General features: G+C 35.0%; 18 protein-coding genes and 1 pseudogene. 12 read left to right on the forward strand and 7 right to left on the reverse strand.

Annotation, left to right across the window (positions count from 1 at the left end):
* Nucleotides 1–15 precede the first annotated feature (15 nt).
* The 5 genes from VP395_RS04895 to VP395_RS04915 form a co-directional block, all read right to left on the reverse strand.
* Nucleotides 16–408: an ExbD/TolR family protein gene (locus VP395_RS04895; RefSeq protein ID WP_346240621.1), complete on the reverse strand. Its 393-nt coding sequence runs from the start codon at nt 406–408 to the stop codon at nt 16–18.
* A 1-nt stretch (nt 409) separates the two neighbouring features.
* On the reverse strand, nt 410–1,111 hold the full coding sequence (locus VP395_RS04900) for a MotA/TolQ/ExbB proton channel family protein (protein WP_346240622.1): 702 nt from the start codon (nt 1,109–1,111) through the stop codon (nt 410–412).
* A gap of 51 nt (nt 1,112–1,162) precedes the next feature.
* On the reverse strand, nt 1,163–2,560 hold the full coding sequence (nhaD, locus tag VP395_RS04905) for a sodium:proton antiporter NhaD (RefSeq protein ID WP_346240623.1): 1,398 nt from the start codon (nt 2,558–2,560) through the stop codon (nt 1,163–1,165).
* Between the two features lie 12 nt (nt 2,561–2,572).
* Complete coding sequence (locus VP395_RS04910; protein WP_346240624.1) at nt 2,573–3,799, reverse strand: Glu/Leu/Phe/Val dehydrogenase dimerization domain-containing protein; 1,227 nt, start codon at nt 3,797–3,799, stop codon at nt 2,573–2,575.
* Nucleotides 3,800–3,966: 167 nt separating this feature from the next.
* Nucleotides 3,967–5,031: an anhydro-N-acetylmuramic acid kinase gene (locus tag VP395_RS04915; protein WP_346240625.1), complete on the reverse strand. Its 1,065-nt coding sequence runs from the start codon at nt 5,029–5,031 to the stop codon at nt 3,967–3,969.
* Between the two features lie 94 nt (nt 5,032–5,125).
* Between VP395_RS04915 and VP395_RS04920 the strand changes: the two genes are divergently transcribed.
* From VP395_RS04920 to VP395_RS04965, 10 genes and pseudogenes are all read left to right on the forward strand, one after another.
* Complete coding sequence (locus tag VP395_RS04920; RefSeq protein ID WP_346240626.1) at nt 5,126–6,268, forward strand: acyl-CoA dehydrogenase; 1,143 nt, start codon at nt 5,126–5,128, stop codon at nt 6,266–6,268.
* A 140-nt stretch (nt 6,269–6,408) separates the two neighbouring features.
* Nucleotides 6,409–6,744, forward strand: coding sequence for an arsenosugar biosynthesis-associated peroxidase-like protein (locus VP395_RS04925; protein ID WP_346240627.1), 336 nt, complete (start codon nt 6,409–6,411; stop codon nt 6,742–6,744).
* Nucleotides 6,745–6,820: 76 nt separating this feature from the next.
* Entirely contained in the window at nt 6,821–7,873 is a 1,053-nt protein-coding gene (arsS, locus tag VP395_RS04930; RefSeq protein WP_346240628.1) for an arsenosugar biosynthesis radical SAM (seleno)protein ArsS, read from the forward strand.
* Between the two features lie 23 nt (nt 7,874–7,896).
* Nucleotides 7,897–8,568, forward strand: a complete 672-nt coding sequence (locus tag VP395_RS04935; RefSeq protein WP_346240629.1) for a TIGR04282 family arsenosugar biosynthesis glycosyltransferase — start codon at nt 7,897–7,899, stop codon at nt 8,566–8,568.
* Nucleotides 8,561–9,373: a purine-nucleoside phosphorylase gene (locus VP395_RS04940; RefSeq protein ID WP_346240630.1), complete on the forward strand. Its 813-nt coding sequence runs from the start codon at nt 8,561–8,563 to the stop codon at nt 9,371–9,373. Before VP395_RS04935 ends, VP395_RS04940 begins: the two co-directional genes overlap by 8 nt.
* Nucleotides 9,374–9,521: 148 nt before the next feature.
* A complete protein-coding gene (gene arsM, locus VP395_RS04945; RefSeq protein WP_346240631.1) occupies nt 9,522–10,490 on the forward strand; it encodes an arsenosugar biosynthesis arsenite methyltransferase ArsM in 969 nt (322 codons plus the stop codon).
* Nucleotides 10,491–10,572: 82 nt separating this feature from the next.
* Nucleotides 10,573–11,454 carry a sterol desaturase family protein gene (locus tag VP395_RS04950; RefSeq protein WP_346240632.1) on the forward strand — a complete coding sequence of 294 codons (882 nt, stop codon included), beginning with the start codon at nt 10,573–10,575 and terminating at the stop codon, nt 11,452–11,454.
* Between the two features lie 3 nt (nt 11,455–11,457).
* On the forward strand, nt 11,458–12,339 hold the full coding sequence (locus VP395_RS04955; RefSeq protein ID WP_346240633.1) for a DUF547 domain-containing protein: 882 nt from the start codon (nt 11,458–11,460) through the stop codon (nt 12,337–12,339).
* Nucleotides 12,332–13,081 carry a TIGR04283 family arsenosugar biosynthesis glycosyltransferase gene (locus VP395_RS04960; protein ID WP_346240634.1) on the forward strand — a complete coding sequence of 250 codons (750 nt, stop codon included), beginning with the start codon at nt 12,332–12,334 and terminating at the stop codon, nt 13,079–13,081. Before VP395_RS04955 ends, VP395_RS04960 begins: the two co-directional genes overlap by 8 nt.
* Nucleotides 13,082–13,157: 76 nt before the next feature.
* Nucleotides 13,158–16,610: pseudogene (locus VP395_RS04965) on the forward strand (pyruvate carboxylase).
* On the opposite strand, the gene VP395_RS04970 reads toward VP395_RS04965, so the two are convergent.
* Nucleotides 16,607–17,338, reverse strand: a complete 732-nt coding sequence (locus tag VP395_RS04970; protein WP_346240635.1) for a metallophosphoesterase family protein — start codon at nt 17,336–17,338, stop codon at nt 16,607–16,609. The pseudogene VP395_RS04965 and the gene VP395_RS04970 sit on opposite strands and share 4 nt — an antisense overlap.
* Nucleotides 17,339–17,432: 94 nt before the next feature.
* Nucleotides 17,433–18,437 (reverse strand): glycoside hydrolase family 113, encoded by a 1,005-nt coding sequence (locus VP395_RS04975; protein WP_346240636.1) that lies wholly within the window; start codon nt 18,435–18,437, stop codon nt 17,433–17,435.
* Nucleotides 18,438–18,531: 94 nt separating this feature from the next.
* Between VP395_RS04975 and VP395_RS04980 the strand changes: the two genes are divergently transcribed.
* Nucleotides 18,532–19,860, forward strand: a complete 1,329-nt coding sequence (locus VP395_RS04980) for an NAD(P)/FAD-dependent oxidoreductase (protein ID WP_346240637.1) — start codon at nt 18,532–18,534, stop codon at nt 19,858–19,860.
* Between the two features lie 50 nt (nt 19,861–19,910).
* Entirely contained in the window at nt 19,911–21,512 is a 1,602-nt protein-coding gene (locus VP395_RS04985) for a 4Fe-4S binding protein (RefSeq protein WP_346240638.1), read from the forward strand.
* The last annotated feature ends 64 nt before the right edge of the window (nt 21,513–21,576 follow it).

Genomic DNA, 21,576 nt, shown 5'->3' on the forward strand with positions numbered 1-21,576 from the left:
TATTGTGTAAAGAAATTATTCAGGCTTTACAGCTAATATCACTTTAAATTTGTTTCTATTAGCTATATCCATAACCTTTACTACATTTTCTACAGGTACCGATTTTTCAGCTCTTAAAACAATAGTTGGTTTTTCTTCTGTAGAAAGAACTGCTAGCAATTCATTTTCCAGAATACTTTCTCCTACACGCTTTTGATCTATATAATAGGTTAAGTCTGCTTTTATACTTACCGCAATCGATTTTTTATTTTCGGTTTTACCACTGGCTTTTGGCAATATAATATCAATAGCATTTGTAGAAACCAAGGTAGAAGCAATCATAAAAAATATAAGTAATAAGAAAACAATATCTGTCATAGAAGACATATTGAATTCTGGCGAAACTTTATTTCTTCCTCTAATATTCATGCTACGATGGTTCGTTTAAATGGTCTAGAAACTCCAATGAATTGGCTTCCATTTGATAAACTACTTTATCGGTTTTTACTACCAAATGGTTGAATGCCATAAAGGCAACAATTCCCACAATTAATCCTGCCACCGTAGTTGTCATGGCCGTATAAAGACCGCTGGCCAAAACGTCCATTTGGATAGTACCTCCTGCATTTGCAAGTTCAAATATGGCTAATATCATTCCAATTACTGTACCAAGGAATCCTATCATTGGACCTGCCCCAGAAATAGTGGCTAACATGCTAACATTCTTTTCCAGTCCATAAATTTCCAATCTTCCTGCATTTTCTAGAGCCGTATTAATGTCTGCAAGCGGTTTTCCTATTCTTGTTATTCCTTTACCTATCAACCTGGATACGGGCGAGTTTACTTGAGCACAAAGTATTTGGGCAGAATCAATTTTTCCATGGCTCACATGGTCTTTAATTTGATTCATAAAATTAATATCGATCTTCGATGCCGCTTTAATGGCAAATAATCTTTCAAAATAAATATAAATGGCTAGGATGAGCATTAAAAACAAGATACCAATTATAAATTGTCCTGCTAGCCCACCACTACTTATTAATTCTATTATTGAAAGTGTTTTTTCTACTGGCTCAGTATCGGTTAGCAACTCTGCACCTTCCTGTGTACTCTGTAATAATGTATTCAACATAAAAAATATATTTATTGAACTGTATAACGATTCTTTTTACATTAAAGTATATTAAAATAAAGTTCTTGTCACCATAAATGCTGCAGAGCCTACTAAAAAGCCAATTGCTGCAAGCCATGAAATCTTTTTTAAATACCAGAAAAAGTCAATTTTTTCCATTCCCATAGCAACAACACCCGCTGCAGAACCAATAATTAACATACTACCTCCTGTACCCGCAGAAAATGCTACGAAATGCCAAAGCTCATTATCAATCGGTTCTGAAAACATACCTAAACTAGCTGCTACTAATGGTACATTGTCTATAACTGCTGAACCAACGCCTAATAATAGCATCACTAAATCTGACACTCCTGAATGATGTAACTCGGTACCAAGCATTGGCATCCCTTCTTTTAATGAATCAGCAAATTCAAACAAAATACCTAAAGACTCCAAAGCTGCAACTGCCATTAAAATACCTAAGAAAAATAAAATACTTGGTAATTCTATTTTAGATAATGAACTGTGAACTGGACTGTGGTGTGCATGTGCTTCACTTTCTTCAGCATCATTATAATCAGTCAAACTAAATTTTGAAGAACTGTACATTTCTGCAAAAACAGCCACAACACCTAACGACAACATCATACCTACATACGGAGGTAAATGGGTTACCATTTTGAATATTGGAACAAAAACAATAGCGCCAAGTCCTAAATAAAGCATAACAGAACTGTATTTAGATTTGGTTTTTTCTTCAACTTCTTCTTCAATTTCCAAATCGCCTTTGAAAACCGGTAAAAAAGATGCTATAAAAAATGGTACTGCCATACATAAAAACGATGGTACTAACAAATAACCAACCAAATGCCCTGTTGATACTTTTTTACCAATCCAAAGCATGGTAGTTGTAACATCTCCAATAGGCGACCAAGCACCACCTGCGTTTGCTGCTATTATTATTAAACCAGCATACCAAATACGAATATCTCTATCTTTTACAATTTTTTGAAGAATAGAAATAAGTACTATGGTTGCCGTAAGGTTATCGATAATTGCAGATAATATGAAAGCCAAAAAGCCAAAAAGCCACAATATTTTTGTTTTCTTTTTAGTTTTCACAAAGTCTTTTATAGTTGAAAACCCATCGAAATAATCAATGATTTCTACAATGGTCATCGCACCTAAAAGGAACACCAATATTTCAGCTGTTTTCCCAAGATGATGCAATAAGGTTTCTTCCATTAAATGCATTTTTTCTTCTGGTGCAAACCCTGCAAAACCCTCTACTAAGCTATGTTTTGCTGAATCGAACCAAGTTGGAAAACTCTCCAAGCCCAATGAAATTAATGCCCAACAAATGGCCATCATAACCAGTGCTGGGATAAGTTTATCTACTTTTAGGTTATGTTCTAGCGTGATTGCTAAATAGCCTATTACAAATACTAAAATAATTGCTGCTTCCATAAAAATTTTAAATTATATAAGTTGACTCAGTGCAATTTCAAAAGCGGTTGCACTAATGCCTGTTTTAGATTGGTTTTTATTATGTACGTTTTCTATTGCTTCTCTAATTTTGTTCGATGTATCATTAAATATGGCTTCGTCTGTCATTTGAACACGTCGTTCCATAAAATAAGCAAACACCCGTGCCATTCCACAGTTTGAAATAAAATCCGGAATTAAACTTACCCTATAGTCAGTATGTTCCATAATGGTTCCGAAGAAAATCTCCTTGTCTGCAAAAGGCACATTGGCACCACAGGATATAACCTCCAAACCACTGTCAATCATTTCATCTATTTGATTAATAGTAACAAGACGTGATGCAGCACAAGGTGCAAATATTTCTGTTTTAATGGACCAGATTTTTTGATTAATTTCATCAAAAGGAATTAAATCATTACTTACCAAAGTGTTTCCTGATTTAGCCAAAAACAGGTTTGTAATTTCTTCAAAAGTAAAGCCTTCTTCTTTAATTAAACCGCCTGCAATATCGATAATTCCAACCACTTTTGCACCCATTTGGGACAAATAAAATGCCGCTGCGGCTCCAACATTCCCAAAACCCTGAATTACAGTACGTTTACCTTTTATAGAACCTCCGTAAATATGATAGTATTGCTTAACGGCTTCAGCAACACCAAAGCCCGTAATCATATCGGCAACCGTATATTTTCTTGAAACATTTGGAGAATAAACAGGGTTTTCAATTACTTTAACAACCCCTTGTCTTAACTGCCCAATGCGGTTTATTTTATCGGCTTCCGTTGGTTTAAAATGCCCATTGAACACCCCTTCTTGAGGATGCCACACGCCACTCTCTTCGGTAATTGGAATCACTTCATGTATTTCATCTACATTTAAATCGCCACCTGTGCCGTAATAACTTTTAAGTAAAGGCGACACCACTTTATACCAACGCTCTAAAACACCTTTTTTTCTCGGGTCTTTTGGATCGAAATTAATTCCAGACTTAGCTCCTCCAATAGCTGGCCCAGATACAGTAAATTTTATTTCCATGGTTTTTGCTAACGACAATACTTCGTTCATATCAAGACCTTTACGCATGCGTGTTCCTCCTCCTGCAGCACCACCTCGTAACGAATTTATCACCACCCAACCTTCGGCTTCGGTTTCAGAATCCTTCCAGTTAAAAATAATTTCAGGTGCTTTATCTTCATACTTTTTTAATAATTCTTTCATTTCTGATATTATAGATTGATTCAATTTTTAGCTTTAATTTTATTTATTTATTTACTGCACGCGTTTATACAAAGCTAAAGTTGAGTCATTTTAGGAAAGTGATTTAATTATTAATTCAACAAATATAAAAAACTAAAATCCGTAGCGGTTAATTTTATATTACTTTTTTAAGGAAGATATATTTTACCAGAACTATGGTTTTGGCCTGCTCCCGTAACACTTTTTAAACAATTCACCTCATTCCGCAACTTCAAAACACCCAAGAAACCAAAAATTAAAGCTTCTTTAAATTCCACTATAGACTTTGATGGTATAATGATTTCGTTTTTTGAATATGTTTTTAACCTGTTAATCAAATACGTATTATAAACACCGCCCCCAGTTGCCAAAACCGAAGCATTGTTTTTTTTGTTTACCTCTAAAGCAAGCTGAATAGCAATATGCTCTACAAATGTTTTTAAAACATCTTTAATTTCTAATTGAAAGGAGTTTATCAATGGAAAAATATATTTATCAACCCATTCCAAACCTAAGGACTTAGGATATGTGGCTTTATAAAAATCTAAATTATTAAGCTTATAAAGTAAATCTTTATTGACAGTTCCAGTTGAAGCAATTTGTCCTTTATCATCATAATCAAATCTCAATTGTTTCACATAGTGGTTCAAAACAATGTTTACAGGACATATGTCGTAAGCAATTCGTTCACCATTAAATTCGGCTGAAATATTTGCAAAGCCACCTAAATTCAAACAAAAATCGTATTCAGAAAACAATAACTTATCGCCTATTGGCACTAGTGGCGCACCTTGGCCACCTAATGCTACATCTTGAACCCTAAAATCACAAACCACTTTATTTTCCAACAATACCGCCAAATGTGGCATATTACCTATCTGGTAAGTCAAGCCTTTCTCTGGTTGGTGTAATGCAGTATGGCCATGTGAACAAATGGCATCAATATCTTTTATTTCATATTTATCTATAAAGGCTTTAATTCGCAAAGACAAGTAATTGGTATAATTATTATCCATTTCCTTTAAGCCTTCTAAACTAGAAAAAACCAACCCTTTTAGGTTTTCTACCCATTGCGAACTGTACGCTATGGTTTCAGAATAAAGTATTTTAAAATGCCAAATTTTATCAAATTGAAACGTTGCATAAACAAAATCTATTCCATCTAAAGAGGTGCCTGACATGACACCAATAATTTTATACTCGCTTTTTACCATACTGAACAAAAATAATAATCCTCATTAAATAATTAACACTAAAAAGCTATATTTGTAAATATTTTTTAACAAATCATCATCTTAATTGAGAATTATGAATTTTAATCTTTCCGAAGAACATATCATGATACGCGATGCCGCTCGTGATTTTGCTCAATCAGAATTACTGCCAGGTGTTATTGAACGCGATGAAACCCAACACTTTCCTAAAGAATTAGTAAAAAAAATGGGCAATTTAGGCTTTTTAGGCATTATGGTAGACCCAAAATATGGAGGTAGCGGCATGGATGCTATATCGTACGTGTTAATTATGGAAGAATTATCAAAAATTGATGCCTCGGCTTCGGTTATAGTTTCTGTTAACAATTCGTTAGTATGTTATGGTCTTGAGGCTTTTGGATCTGAAGAACAAAAGCAAAAATATTTAACAAAATTGGCAACTGGCGAGTTTGTTGGCGCTTTCTGTTTAAGCGAACCCGAAGCTGGGAGTGATGCAACATCTCAAAAAACGGCGGCTATTGATAAGGGTGACCATTATTTAATAAATGGCACAAAAAACTGGATTACAAATGGCGGACGCGCCGATGTATATTTAGTAATTGCCCAAACCGACAGAGATAAAGGTTCGCATGGTATTAATGCTTTTATTGTTGAAAAAGGGACAGAAGGTTTTCATGTTGGACCCAAAGAAAACAAATTAGGCATTCGAGGAAGCGATACACATACGCTACAATTTAACGATGTAAAAGTTCCCAAAGAAAACCGCATTGGCGAGGATGGTTCTGGGTTTAGATTTGCAATGAAAACACTTTCTGGAGGGCGAATTGGCATAGCTTCACAAGCTTTAGGCATCGCTTCTGGGGCATACGAATTAGCATTAAAATACTCGACAGAACGAAAAGCTTTTGGCACCGAAATATGCAACCACCAAGCCATCGCTTTTAAATTGGCCGATATGTATACCGAAATTGAAGCGGCACGCTATTTAGTAATGAAGGCTGCTTGGGATAAAAACCAAGGGAACAATTACGATGTATCGAGTGCCGTGGCTAAATTATACGCATCAAAAGTAGCGATGGAACATTCTGTGGAAGCGGTACAAATTCATGGCGGTAATGGCTTTGTAAAAGATTATCATGTTGAACGATTGATGCGCGATGCCAAAATAACACAGATTTACGAAGGCACTTCCGAAATTCAAAAAATAGTTATTTCAAGAAGCTTGATAAAACAATAAGGTTTTTTAAGTTTTTACAACTTCATACAATACTCAAGTTCACCATTTAGTTTTTCTAAAAATGAACTTTTTTTTTGTTAAGTATACCAAAACCTTTCGACTTAAAACCAATAGGATTTTTATCTTTAGAAAAAAACTTTATGCAAAAGACATATTACGACCCCGCCGATTTAAAAAAATTTGGAAAAATATCTGAGTGGAATGAAGTATTAGGTGCTAAATTTTTCGATTACTACGGAAAAGTTTTTGAAGAAGGGGTACTTACCGAAAGAGAAAAATCGTTAATAGCCCTAGCTGTGTCACACACCATCCAATGCCCTTATTGTATTGATGCTTATACAGGCGATGGTTTGCAACGGGGCATTACCAAAGAAGAAATGATGGAAGCACTGCATGTAGCCGCAGCCATTCGTGGTGGAGCTACTTTAGTACACGGTGTTCAAATGATGAATAAAGTGAATAAGTTAGACATGTAAAAATGATTGACGTTTTTAGATTGACGTTTTTAGAATGTTACTCATTCGTAAATCTGAAATCGTAAATCCAAAAGATATGATCAAATCCCTACATAAACGCGAAAGCGAACTAGCAAATAGCAAACGACAATTAGAAATTCTATCGAACGGTATTTTCCAAAAAGGAGCATTACCCACTTTTAAGGATAAAATTTTTGAAACCGGTCAATTTCCATTAAAAGCTAAAAAACTCGAAATTTTACAAATTAACGTGGGCTATATGTGCAATCAAGTATGCTCGCATTGCCATGTAGATGCAGGTCCGGACCGCAAAGAAATTATGACACAGGAAACGATGAACCAGTGTCTGGAAGTAATAAAAAACACAGGTGCTCATACTTTAGACTTAACAGGTGGCGCACCCGAAATGAACCCCAATTTTCGCTGGTTTGTTGAAGAAGCCTCCAATGCCGGCATCAAAGATTTTATTGTTCGTTCCAACTTAACAATTATTACCGCCAATAAAAAACACAACGATTTACCCGAGTTTTTCAAAAAACACAATATTCACGTAGTCAGTTCAATGCCACACTGGACTAAAGGAAAAACAGACAAACAAAGAGGTTACGGTGTTTTTAACGCTTCCATTGAAGCTTTAAAAATGCTTAACGCCGTTGGTTATGGCATACCAGAAAGCAATTTACGCTTAGATTTGGTTTACAATCCATCAGGTGCTTTTTTACCAAGTAATCAAAAATCCTTAGAAAAAGATTTTAAGAAAGCACTTTTAGAAGATTTCAATATCCAATTTCATAATTTATTTGCTATTACAAACCTGCCTATCAGTCGGTTTTTAGACTATTTAATTGCTTCAGAAAATTATGAAGATTACATGTATGCTTTGGTTGAGGCCTATAACCCTTCCGCGGTAAAAAAAGTGATGTGCACAAACACCCTATCAGTAAGTTGGGATGGTTATTTATATGACTGCGATTTTAACCAAATGCTCGAGCTACCTGTAAACAGTAAAGTAAAACACATTTCAAACTATAACGAAAACTTATTAGAGGGCAGAAATATTGTAATTTCACAACATTGTTACGGTTGCACTGCAGGATCAGGAAGTAGTTGTCAAGGTAGTGTGGCTTAAGTGGCATTTTTAAAAGAATATTCATGAGTATTTTAAGCAACAACAATGAAAGCCAAGAAGCGAATACAAATTCCTATTTTCCTACTTCTAAAAAAGCCATCATTATTTTTACTAGAAATCCTGAATTAGGGCAATGCAAAACCCGATTAGCCAAAACTATTGGAGATGCTGCGGCATTAGGAATTTACAAGCATCTTTTAATTCACACAGCAACTATTGCCAAAAGTACGAATGCTGATAAGTATGTGTTTTATTCTAAAACCATTCAAAAAAACGACATTTGGGATGCTTCCATTTTCAGAAAGAAATTACAAGAAGGCTTCGATTTAGGTGCAAAAATGCAAAACGCTTTTACAGATATCTTTGCGTTAGGCTACAAAAAAGTCATTATAATTGGTAGTGATTTACTCGATTTAAAACCAAAACATATCGATTTAGCTTTTGAGGCTTTACATGAAACCGACGTTGTTATCGGGCCCGCAAAAGATGGGGGCTATTACCTTTTAGGAATGAATGTTATGCAAAATGATGTTTTTAAAAATAAAGCTTGGGGAACTTCAACCGTCTTAAAAGAAACCTTGGAAAACTTAAAAGATAGCGCCTATCATTTATTAGAAGAATTAAATGATATTGATACCTTTGAAGATATGAGACACTATCAAGAACTAGAAAAATATTATATAAAAAATGATTAAATACATAGAAGAAACCGTTACGTATTTACAAGACAAAGGATTCGAAAATCCCGAAATCGGTATTATATTAGGTACTGGCTTAGGGCAACTTGTAAATGAAATCGACATTATAAAAGAAGTTAGCTACAACCATATCCCTAACTTCCCAACAGCCACCGTAGAGTTTCATAAAGGAAAATTAATTTACGGCATTTTTGAAGGCAAAAAAGTAGTGGTCATGCAAGGGCGCTTTCATATATACGAAGGCTACTCGCTACAAGATGTCACCTACCCAGTTCGCATTATGGAAAAATTAGGAATCAAAACCCTACTAATTTCCAATGCTGCAGGAGCCATCAATTTAAATTTCAAAAAAGGCGATTTGATGCTTATTGAAGACCATATTAACCTTCAAGGAAGTTCTCCCTTAGCTTTTAAAGGTGTTGAACAACTGGGTGTACGCTTTACCGACATGAGTGCACCTTACGATACAGAAATCAATTTAAAATTCCAAAACATAGCAAAAGTCAGCAACATCACATTGCACAAAGGTGTTTATGCTAGTGTGGTAGGACCTCAATTAGAAACCCGTGCAGAATACCGCATGTTAAAAATTTTAGGCGCCGATGCCGTGGGCATGAGTACTGTTCCCGAAATTATTGTCGCCAATCATTTAAACTTAAATGTAGCTGCGGTGTCAGTTTTGACCGATGAGTGCGACCCAAACAACTTAAAGCCTGTAGATATTTCTGAAATTATCGCCATTGCAGAAAAAGCAGAACCAAATTTGATTAAATTATTTAAAGAATTAATTAAAACATTATAGAAATTGGGCGTTACCACAAGGGTCGGGCTTTACGTTGCAATCTTTTTATTCGTGCCTCACAAAAAGGATTTCCACTTCAATCCCTAACGCAAACACAAAACAAGACCTCAAAGGTTTTTAAAACCTGTGAGGTCTAAAAACTGTAACAATGAGTTATCTAGAAACCACACACAACGTTTATAAAGAAGCAGCCCTATCACCCGATGTTGGCTTGTGCTGTACCACCAACCCCATTTGGGAATTACCAGGATTAAAAATCCCGAGAATAATGCAAGAAATGAACTACGGTTGTGGCAGCACCGTACATGCCCGCGATTTAACCAACAACCCAAAAATGTTGTATGTTGGTGTTGGAGGCGGTATGGAGTTATTGCAATTCGCCTATTTCAATCGTCAAAAAAATGGCGTAATTGGTGTTGATGTGGTAGATGAAATGCTAGAAGCCTCACGTAAAAATTTTATAGAGGCCGAAGCACAAAACCCCTGGTTTAAAAGCGATTTTGTAGACCTTAAAAAAGGTGATGCCTTGAATCTTCCTGTTGAAGATAATAGCATTGATGTAGCAGCTCAAAATTGTCTTTTCAATATTTTTAAAGCAGACGATTTAAAACAAGCCATAGCAGAAATGTACCGAGTACTAAAGCCCCATGGAAAGTTAGTAATGAGCGATCCTACTTGCGAGCAAGAAATGAACGATACCCTACGAAATGATGAACGCCTACGTGCTTTATGTTTAAGTGGTAGTTTACCAATTTCAGAATATGTAAAAGCACTCACCGATGCAGGTTTTGGAACCATTGAAATTAGAGCTCGAAAGCCATACAGAATTCTGGATTCAAAACACTACCCAACAGATAAATTAATATTTATTGAGTCTATTGAAGTGGCAGCAATTAAAGACCCAATGCCAAGTGATGGCCCATGTATTTTTACAGGAAAAGCAGCCATCTACTATGGTGAACGAGATTACTTTGATGATAAAAAAGGACATGTTTTATTAAAAAACCAGCCTCTAGCTATTTGTGATAAAACGGCAGGCGCTTTAGCTTCATTAAACAGAGATGATATTTTTATTAGCGAATCTACATACCATTATGATGGTGGCGGATGTTGTTAAATTCCTGCGAAAGCAGGAATCTCAAAAATAAGATTAAAAAAAAATAAACTAAAAAAGATTCCTCCCTTTGCAGGAATTCAATATGGAAAAATACATAAACATCATAAAAAAATCCTATTCAGGTTATTGGAACTACCTAAAACATGAGCTGATTTCCATTAATCATTGGGATAACTTTTTTTATGGTTTAATTGGTATTTCTTTAGTGGTTTGGCTGTTAGAAATCATATTCCCATGGCGAAAAAACCAATCTATTTTCAGGAAAGATTTTTGGCTGGACACTTTTTATATGTTCTTCAATTTCTTTCTTTTAAATTTAATTGTACTTATTGCCCTATCAAACACCGCTGCCGAATTATTTAATGATGGCTTGAAAACAATAGGGCTCTCTGTTTCAAAACTGCAATTGTTTGATGTAAACGATTTACCCAAATGGTTAGGTTTATTTATTTTCTTCCTAGTTTCAGATTTTGTACAATGGAACACCCACCGCTTATTGCACCGCATCCCTTTTCTGTGGAATTTCCATAAAGTGCATCATTCAGTAAAAGAAATGGGGTTTGCTGCACACTTGCGCTACCACTGGATGGAACCCGTAGTTTACAAATCGCTATTATACATTCCCATAGCTATTATTGGTGGTTTCGATGCGCAAGATGTAGCAATTGTTTACTTTTTCAGCATACTTATTGGACATTTAAACCATGCCAATCTGGGTTGGGATTATGGTGTTTTAAAATACATTTTCAACAACCCAAAAATGCACATTTGGCATCATGCCAAACAACTTCCAAAACATGCCAGATACGGCGTTAACTACGGACTCACTTTAAGCATTTGGGATTATATTTTTAAAACGAATTATATTCCGTACAACGGAAAAGACATTGAGCTTGGCTTTGAAGGCGACGAAACCTTTCCGAAAGATTTTATAAGTCAGGAGTTTTATCCTTTAAAAAAATAAAATATGAAATACGCTTCAATTTTAATATTAACCATTTTAGTTTCATCTTGTTGCGGAACAAAAAAATCAATTGAAAATCAAACATCTCAAACAAATAAAATTACAGTTATAACTAAAACTCCAGATGTAGTTGAACCCTCTAAAGAAATAGAGACCCCAAGAGAGGTTATTCCTAAAATGCCTTTACCTCATAAACCGCCAAAATTAGATAAAACAGAAGTTACAAATGATTCTTATTCTGAAGCTTTTAATCACGCCAGATGGAATAAATTACTACAAAAAAACGTTACTGACACAGGAAAGGTCGACTACAAAGCCTTTAAAAATGATTCTAGTGAGTTGATTGTTTATATAGATGATTTAACACATAATACACCAAATTCTGATTGGTCTAAAAATGAAAAATTGGCTTATTGGATTAACGCATATAATGCATTAACCATAGATTTAATAATAAGAAACTATCCAACGAAAAGTATCAAAGACATTAAAAACCCTTGGGATCAACGCTTATGGCAATTTGGTAAAAAATGGTATAATTTAAACGACATTGAACATAAAATTCTGCGTAAAATGGACGAACCCCGCATTCATTTTGCTATTGTTTGCGCATCGGTTTCTTGTCCGAAATTATCAAATGAAGCCTACACTTCTGAAAATTTAGAGCACCGACTCACTAAAGCAACCAAAGATTTTTTAAGTGACTCAACTAGAAATAATATTTCAACAAATAGTATTGAAGTCTCAAAAATATTTCAATGGTTTGCTAAAGATTTTAAAAAAAATGGTAATTTAATCGATTTCTTAAATCGATATTCAAACATTCAAATTTCCGCGAAAGCGAAAATAAATTACAAAGGTTATAATTGGGATTTGAATGAATAAAATCTCTATCATAATTCCCATACTCAATGAAGCAGAAAACATTAAAAATCTGTTGAATTATTTATTAGAAAATTCATCAAAAAAGAACATTTCAGAAATTATAATTGTTGATGGTGGTAGTACTGATGGTTCCATAGAAATCATCAAATCGTTCATGTCAGGTCGAGCGCAGTCGAGACCTACTAACGACCTCACAACTCCGCTCGAGGAGACAAAAATCACCATACTAAATTCCAAAAAAGGACGTGCTAAACAAATGAATTTAGGTGCAAAACATGCCACCGGAAACATTCTTTATTTTTTGCATGCCGATTCTTTTCCTCCTAAAAATTTCAATCAACTCATTATTGATGAAGTAAAAAAAGGCAATTATGCTGGATGTTTCAGAATGCAATTCAACTGCAATCATTGGTGGCTAAAACTAGCTAGTTGGTTCACACAATTTAATTGGCGTGCATGTCGTGGTGGCGACCAAAGCCAATTTATAACCAAATTTTTATTTCAGGAAATAGGGGGTTTTGATGAAAACTACACTATTTATGAAGACAACATCCTTATTGATGCCTTATACAAGAGAAAGCAGTTTGTAGTAATTAACAAAAAACTTAAAACCTCAGCACGTTTGTACTATAAACATGGCGTTTTTAAAGTTCAATATCATTTCTATATTATATATTTAAAAAAGTGGTTTGGAGCTTCAGCCCAAGAACTGCATATTTATTACTTAAAACATCTCTCTTAAGATTTTTTTTGTATTTTCAAACAATTCTTTAAAGTATCCCTTTCATTAAAAACAAATTTCAAACTACTTCATTCATATGAACATCAAAAAAGTACTTGTAGCAAACAGAAGTGAAATTGCCATTAGAATTTTTAGAGCCTGTACCGAAATCAGCATTAAAACCGTTGGGGTTTACACCTTTGAAGACAGGTACTCACTACATAGATACAAAGCTGATGAATCTTACCAAATAGGGGAAGACAATGAGCCTTTAAAGCCCTATTTAAACATGGATGCTATTATAAAAGTGGCCTTAGATAGTGGTGCAGATGCGATACATCCTGGATATGGATTTCTTTCTGAAAATGCCGCGTTTGCTCAAAAATGTGAAGATAACGGGATTATTTTTATCGGACCTAAAGTGTCCGTTTTAAAATCTTTAGGGGACAAAATCACCGCTAAAGAAGTTGCTCTAGTTAATAACATTCCCATCATCAAAAGTAACGAAAAACCTTTAAAAGATATTGAAACAGTTTTAAGCGAAGCTAAAAAAATTGGTTACCCAATCATGTTAAAAGCGGCATCTGGTGGAGGAGGAAGAGGCATGCGTGCTATTAGAAAAGAAGACGAACTTAAAGGTGCTTACAATGAAAGTAAACGAGAGGCTTTAAATGCGTTTGGTGATGATACCGTATTTTTAGAAAAGTTTGTAGAAAACCCAAAACATATTGAAATACAAATTGTTGCCGATAATTACGGGAACACCGTTCATTTATTTGAACGCGATTGTTCCGTTCAACGTCGTTACCAAAAAGTAATTGAGTTTGCACCTTCTTATGGTTTAAAAGATGAAACCAAAAACGCCTTATACGATTATGCTATAAAAATATGTAAGGCTGTAAATTATAACAATATTGGTACCGTTGAGTTTTTAGTAGATGATGATGATTCTATCTATTTTATTGAAGTAAACCCCAGAATACAAGTTGAACATACCGTTACTGAGGTTATAACAAATATCGATTTAGTAAAAACACAATTATTTATTGCTGGTGGATACAAACTATCTGACGAGCAAATTAAAATAGACAATCAAGAATCTATACACGTAAATGGCTATGCTTTACAATGTAGAATCACGACTGAAGACCCACAAAATGATTTTAAACCAGATTACGGAACCGTATCGGCTTATCGAAGCGCTTCTGGGTTTGGTATTCGTTTAGATGCTGGAAGTATTTATCAAGGCGCTAAAATTTCTCCGTTTTTCGACTCCATGTTGGTAAAAGTAACTGCTAACAGTAAAACTCTTGATGGTGCTAGTAGAAAAATACGTCGTGCCTTAGCAGAGTTTAGAATTAGAGGTGTAAAAACAAACATGCCATTTCTCGATAACATTTTAGTACACGAAACCTTCAGACAAGGAAAGGTTACAGTGAATTTCATAAAATCAAACCCTGATTTATTCAAGTTTAAAGCACCAAGGAATCGGGCTACAAAATTATAAAACTATTTAGGCGAGGTTACTGTAAACGGCAACCCCGATATTAAAAAAATAGATGCCAGCAAAACATTTATAAAACCCAAAGTACCGAAGTTTGATACCAATGCCAGTTTTCCTGAAGGCACTAAAGATTTGCTAACAAAACTTGGTCCAGAAAAATTTTCTCAATGGTTATTAAATGAAAAGAAAGTTCATTTTACCGATACGACCATGCGTGATGCACACCAAAGTTTACTAGCAACTAGAATGCGTACGTTTGATATGCTGGCGGTTGCAGAGGGTTACGCCAAAAATCATCCCGATATTTTTAGTATGGAAGTTTGGGGAGGTGCTACGTTTGATGTTTGTTTGCGATTTCTTCAAGAAAACCCATGGGAACGACTTCGATTACTGCGTAAAGCAATGCCAAATTTACTTTTGCAAATGCTTATTCGTGGTTCTAATGGCGTGGGATACAAAGCCTATTCCGATAATTTAATAGGTGAATTTGTAGAACATTCTTGGGAAAACGGTGTTGATGTTTTTAGAATTTTCGATTCGCTTAACTGGATGAAATCGTTGGCGCCTTGCATAGAACATGTTCGCACCCGAACCAATGGTTTAGCTGAAGGGTCTATCTGTTATACCAATGATATTCTAAATCCTGCAAACAAAAAATACGATTTAAAATACTACATCAATCTTGCCAAAGAAATTGAAGATGCAGGTGCCCATATTTTAGGCGTGAAAGACATGGCAGGTTTATTAAAACCGTACGCCGCTTTCGAGCTTATTTCAGCTTTAAAATCTGAGTTAAAAATCCCAATTCATTTACATACGCACGATACTTCATCCATTCAATCTGCTACCTATTTAAAAGCCATTGAAGCTGGTGTGGATGTTGTAGATGTCGCTTTGGGAGGTTTATCAGGGTTAACATCGCAACCTAATTTTAATTCGGTTGTGGAGATGATGAAATTTCAAGACAGAGCCAGCACCATAAATATTGATTCTTTAAATGAATATTCCAATTATTGGGAAACAGTTCGGGAGTATTATTACCCTTTTGAATCTGGTTTAAAAGCGGGTTCAGGTGAAGTTTTCAAACATGAAATTCCGGGTGGACAATACTCCAACTTAAAACCCCAAGCTAGAGGTTTGGGGCTGGAAGAACGTTTTCATGAAATTACCCAAATGTATGGCGACGTGAATATGCTTTTTGGAGATATTATAAAAGTAACCCCAAGTTCTAAAGTTGTTGGCGATATGGCGCAATACCTGGTTAGCAATAATTTAACCATTCAAGATGTTCTGGAAAAAGGAGACACGTTATCTTTTCCTCAGTCGGTAGTCGACTTTTTTAAAGGCGATTTAGGACAACCTGTTGGCGGATTCCCAAAAGACCTTCAGAAAATAATTTTAAAAGATCAGAAACCGTATACAGATAGACCGAACGCGCACATGCCGCCACTAGATCTTGAAAAAGAATATGAAGAATTCAAGAAAATATTTGAACACGATTTAAGTAGAACTATAGAATACACCGACTTCCTTTCCTATCAATTATATCCTAAAGTATTTTCAGATGCTTATTACAACCATTTAAGGTACGATAACCTGATGAAACTGCCTACCAAAAATTTCTTTTACGGTATCGAAATAGAAGAAGAGATTATTGTTGAACTGGACAAAGGAAAAAACATACTTATTACTTTAGATTCCATAAGCAAACCGAACAGTGACGGGATAGTAACACTTTATTTTAAACTAAATGGGCAAGGACGCTCTGTAGAAGTTAAAAATAAAAGCATTAAGGTTGATAAAGTAGAAAATGTTAAGGCAGATAAAGCAGATCCGCTTCAAATTGGGGCCCCATTACAAGGTATGCTCTCTAATATTTTAGTAAAAAAAGGTGATAAAGTAGTAAGAAACCAACCGCTGTTTATTATTGAAGCCATGAAAATGGAAACCACCATAGCTGCAACCGAAGATGCTACAATAAAACAATTGGTATTAAAACCAGGTATTATGGTGAATTCGGAAGATTTGGTACTTAAGTTAAGTTAAACTTTATTTCTTCCCTTTTCATTTGGATATAAACCGGGCAAATTATCACTTTGATGAAATGCCTTGGTTTCAATATTCATAGCCGTTATTTTCCCTCTAAAAGCAGCTCCTGTATCAATATTCCAAACATTAAAAGCCTGTATAGGCACATCGCAATTAAAATTGGTGGTTGGCGTGTGACCAATAAAAATTTCTTTGTAATGCTTTAAACGGTTTGGAAACAACGGTGAGTCTGCCTCTATACTTTTATCCATGGTTAAAGCCATTTCCCAAAGGGTTCTATCAAAATAAAAAGTTTCCTTAAATACTTCTTTTTCTACACCATGCATGGAGGTGAAACCTGCATGAATAAATAATCGGTTTTCGTTATCAATATGATACAAAGGCATTTTTTGGAAAAATTCTAAATGTGCTTTCTTTTCTTCATCTGAAAACTCATTATAACTTTCCATAGTTTCTTTACCTCCATGAATGTACCAAGTCATATCTACATGTCCAGTTTCTAACCAGTTTTCGCACCAAACATCATGGTTTCCTTTAATAAAAATGCAATTTATTTTTTCTGAAAGTTCTAATAGAAACGCAATTACTTGTGCCGATTCACTCCATCCATCCACATAATCGCCAACAAAAATAAGAGTATCTTCTTCTTTAACTTCTACTTTATTTAGTACTTGTATGAGGGCCTTTAACCCACCATGAATATCGCCAATAGCATATATGCTCATAAATCAAATAATTTATTGCAAAACTAAAAGATTATAATGAGAATACTAAAAATGAAGATTAAGTTTAGATTAAAAATCAAAAAAAATAAACTTATTATTTAAAATACTGTGCTTTTATCATGGCTTCAACCGGTTTATTTTGGGGTGTAAATCGGTCATCACGCAACCCACCAGATTTATCGTGATTATGAAACCATTTCCACACAAATCCACCGGCAAACCAAGGTTCATCCCAAAATTCTTCAAAAAGTACTTGCATGGTATTTGTTTGTGCTTTCAAATTAACCACATTCATATCTCGGTCGCTTCTCCAAGGTTCTTTACCAGCAAAATCAACACTTCTATAACCAAATTCGGTAAACAAAATGAGTTTATTATACTTTTCTGAAAAGGCTTTTATAGTAGGTTTGTGTTTTAGCCAACCCAATCTGCAAGCTTCAACGGTTGGTGTTTGTTCATCACTCACCGGAAAATAAGCATCAATGCCTATAAAATCTAACTGGCTCCAAAACGGTGTTCTATCGTATTCATTCCAATTGGCAGCGTAGGTTAATTTCCCTTTATAAACGTTTCTAATTTCAATAATAAGTTCTTTCCAATAATTAGGGCGGTTATCAATAAACGTTTCCAATTCGGTGCCAACACAAAAAATTCCAGCCTTTACTTCTTGGGCTACTTTGGCATATTCTAATATAAACTTAGAATAGGAATCTTCCAAAACCTTCCAATCGGCTTCCGAAGTCATTTTAATACCCCCGGTAAATTCACCTCTACGCACCCAAATTTGAGGTTTTATCATGATACTTATATGGTGTTTTTTCAAACTTTCAACATATTGTTTTACACCAACTTTCCTTTCACCAAACCACTGTCTTTCTGTATTAAACATAATTTCTGGATGTGATAATTCCCTAATAAACCCAAAAGGCATAATGGCAGCGTAATTCGCATGAATATTAAGAAGTGGTTTTATGTGCGTATCGTTTATGGAGTCTCTGGATGCCACAAAACTTACACCATTTATCTTTTCTGTTTTATAAGATGTCATAGAGCAAGAACAAACCAGAAAAAGTAAACCCAATCTAAAAATAATCTTCATAGCTCATATTTAATCTTTAAATTTAAACAAATTAAACAAACCTTATAAGGTTTAAGTTTAACCTTCGACCTAATAAAAAAGGACATCAATATTTATGGAACACATAGTTATTATTGGCAATGGTATTTCTGGTGTAACCGCTGCAAGACATATTAGAAAGCTTTCAGATACTGAAACTAGTTCAGCACAGGCTAAAAAAATTACCATCATTTCTGCTGAAACTAATTATTTTTTCTCAAGAACCGCCTTGATGTACGTATATATGGGGCACATGAAATTTGAACACACCCAACCTTACGAAAATTGGTTTTGGGAGAAAAACAACATCGACCTTAAAAAAGGCTATGTAAAGACAATTGACACAAATTCCAAAACACTTTATTTTACTGAAGGAAATACTATAAATTACGACAAGCTTATTATTGCCACAGGTAGCAAACCCAATAAATTTGGATGGCCCGGTCAAGATTTAAAAGGTGTTATGGGTTTGTACCATAAACAAGATTTAGAAAATTTAGAATTGCATGCACCCAACAACAAAGTTTGTAAACGTGCCGTAATTGTTGGTGGTGGTTTAATTGGCATTGAATTAGCAGAAATGCTGAACTCTAGAAACATTCCTGTTACGTTTTTAGTACGAGAATCCAGTTTTTGGAACGGGGTGTTGCCCGATGGAGAAAGTGAGATGATTAACAGGCATATAAAAAGCCACCATATTGATTTACGTTTATCTACCAATTTAAAAGAAATTATTTCAGATGAAAACGGCAAAGTAAAATCTGTAATTATTGAAGGAACAGGTGAGGAAATTCTATGTGACGTGGTTGGACTGACTGCTGGTGTAACTCCAAATATAGACTTCATAAAAGATTCAAATATCAAAACTAGTAAAGGCATTAAAGTGAACCGGTTTTTAGAAACCAATATAAAAGATATTTATGCTATAGGCGATTGTGCAGAGCAACATGAAGCGATTGGAAACCGAAGACCCATTGAAGCCGTTTGGTACACGGGAAGAATGATGGGTGAAACGATAGCGCAAACTATTTGTGGAAATCGCATGCCGTATAATCCCGGACATTGGTTTAATTCTGCCAAATTTTTTGATATTGAATACCAAACTTACGGGTGGGTTCATAACGCTAAAAACAAGCCCAATTATGAAGACCATTTTCATTGGAAACACAAAGATGACACCAAATGCATTACCATAGCTTTTGATAAAAACACAAACGGGTTTTTAGGAATAAACACCTTTGGAATACGCATGAAACATGAAACTTTTGATACTTGGTTAACTGAAAAACGACCTGTCGGCTACGTGATAAATCATTTAGCTGAAGCCAATTTTGATCCCGAATTTTACAAGCGTTATGAAAAAAACATCATAAGGAGCTACAATGATAAATTAAAATTAGCTTAATCCAGACCTCACAGGTTTTAAAAACCTGTGAGGTCTGCTAAAAATATAAAATGAGCAATAAAGTAAACGAAAGCATGTCCTTAGCAAAACCAGAAGCTAACGATTTATCAATAAAACAAAAATTAGCGGTTGCCATTGGCGCTATTGGGCTTCTTATTTTTGGGTTGGCTATTTTCTATACCAATTTCCCAAATAAAATCCTGTTCTTAACCCTATCGCTTAGTGCTATTGCTTTAGGAACCATTTTGTTTGCAAACGATGTGTATTTAACAAAATCTGAAGGTATAAAAAACGATGGTGTTTGGTTTAAATCGATGTCATCACGAGGTGTTTTAGGTTGGGGAACCGGTGTTCTTCTTACTGGTTTTTACATCATTCTTTATTTTTACCCAAAGTATTTAGGGCTCACTCCAAACGGAGAACCCAATACCGGATTGATTTCTTTATTCGACCCATTAAGTAAATTGTTAAGTGGAAACCCTGCAAGCCAATGGTTTGTTTATGGCACACTTTACACGGTTGCCATTTTAGTGTTTGGTTATAAATTCATGTTGAAATATAGACATAACCGCTACGAGCAATTACGAACCGCTTCAGTTATGTTTTTTCAATTGGGTTTTGCTTTTCTTATTCCAGAATTTATGTCACGCCTAAATGCGAGTCCCAATTATAATTTACCGTATTACGATTTAAAAAGCATGTGGCCACTTAACTATTATTTATTTGATAGTTGGTCTGTCAATGGGCTTTTATCTTCTGGTTTTTTAGGTTTAATAATGCTACTTTTTGGAGTCCTTTCCATTTTTGTTATTTCTCCAATTTTAACTTATAAATATGGAAAACGCTGGTATTGCTCATGGGTTTGTGGTTGTGGAGGTCTAGCCGAAACTGCTGGCGATTCTTTCCGCCACCTTAGTAGTAAAAAACTCTCCGCTTGGAAATTGGAACGTTGGTTAGTACATACCGTTTTGGTGTTTTCGGTTGTTATGACGACTGCCGTTGTATACACCTACTTAGGAAGCGACCCCAACAAATTCTGGATTACACGAAGCACCTTTCTTTTAGGTGTGGGCATCTTATTAACCCTTGTTTTTTCTTTAACCATGATTTTCAAAAGGCATGAATTAGGTAAAGACGCCCGCTATGGTGCCATTGGTTATTTCATAGTCATTGCTGCATTATTCATCATGCATTACACTGGAACAACCCATGACGTCTTTCTTATAAAATCAAGCAGTTTACGTTCCGCTTACGGTTTATACATAGGCTCTATTTTTTCAGGAGTTATTGGTACGGGCTTCTACCCTATTTTTGGCAACCGTGTTTGGTGTCGGTTTGGTTGCCCAATGGCAGCCGTTTTAGGTTTCCAACAACGTATGTTCTCTAAATTTAGAATTACTACCAATGGTGGCCAATGTATTTCTTGCGGCAATTGTTCCGTTTACTGCGAAATGGGTATTGATGTACGCGCCTATGCTCAAAAAGGCGAAAACATTGTACGTTCCAGTTGTGTAGGTTGCGGCATTTGCTCTGCCGTTTGCCCTCGTGGTGTGCTAAAATTAGAAAACGATTCCATGAAAGGGCGCATCAATGCTAATGAAATTCTTCTAGGAAACAATGTTGATTTAATGGACTTAATCAACAAAAAATAATTTAACAAAATAGCAACCTTTTTTTAACCAACTAAACAAAAGTATTGTACTTTTGCTCACTGAA

The sequence above is a fragment of the Mariniflexile soesokkakense genome (assembly GCF_039650365.1).
Lineage (GTDB): Bacteria > Bacteroidota > Bacteroidia > Flavobacteriales > Flavobacteriaceae > Mariniflexile > Mariniflexile soesokkakense.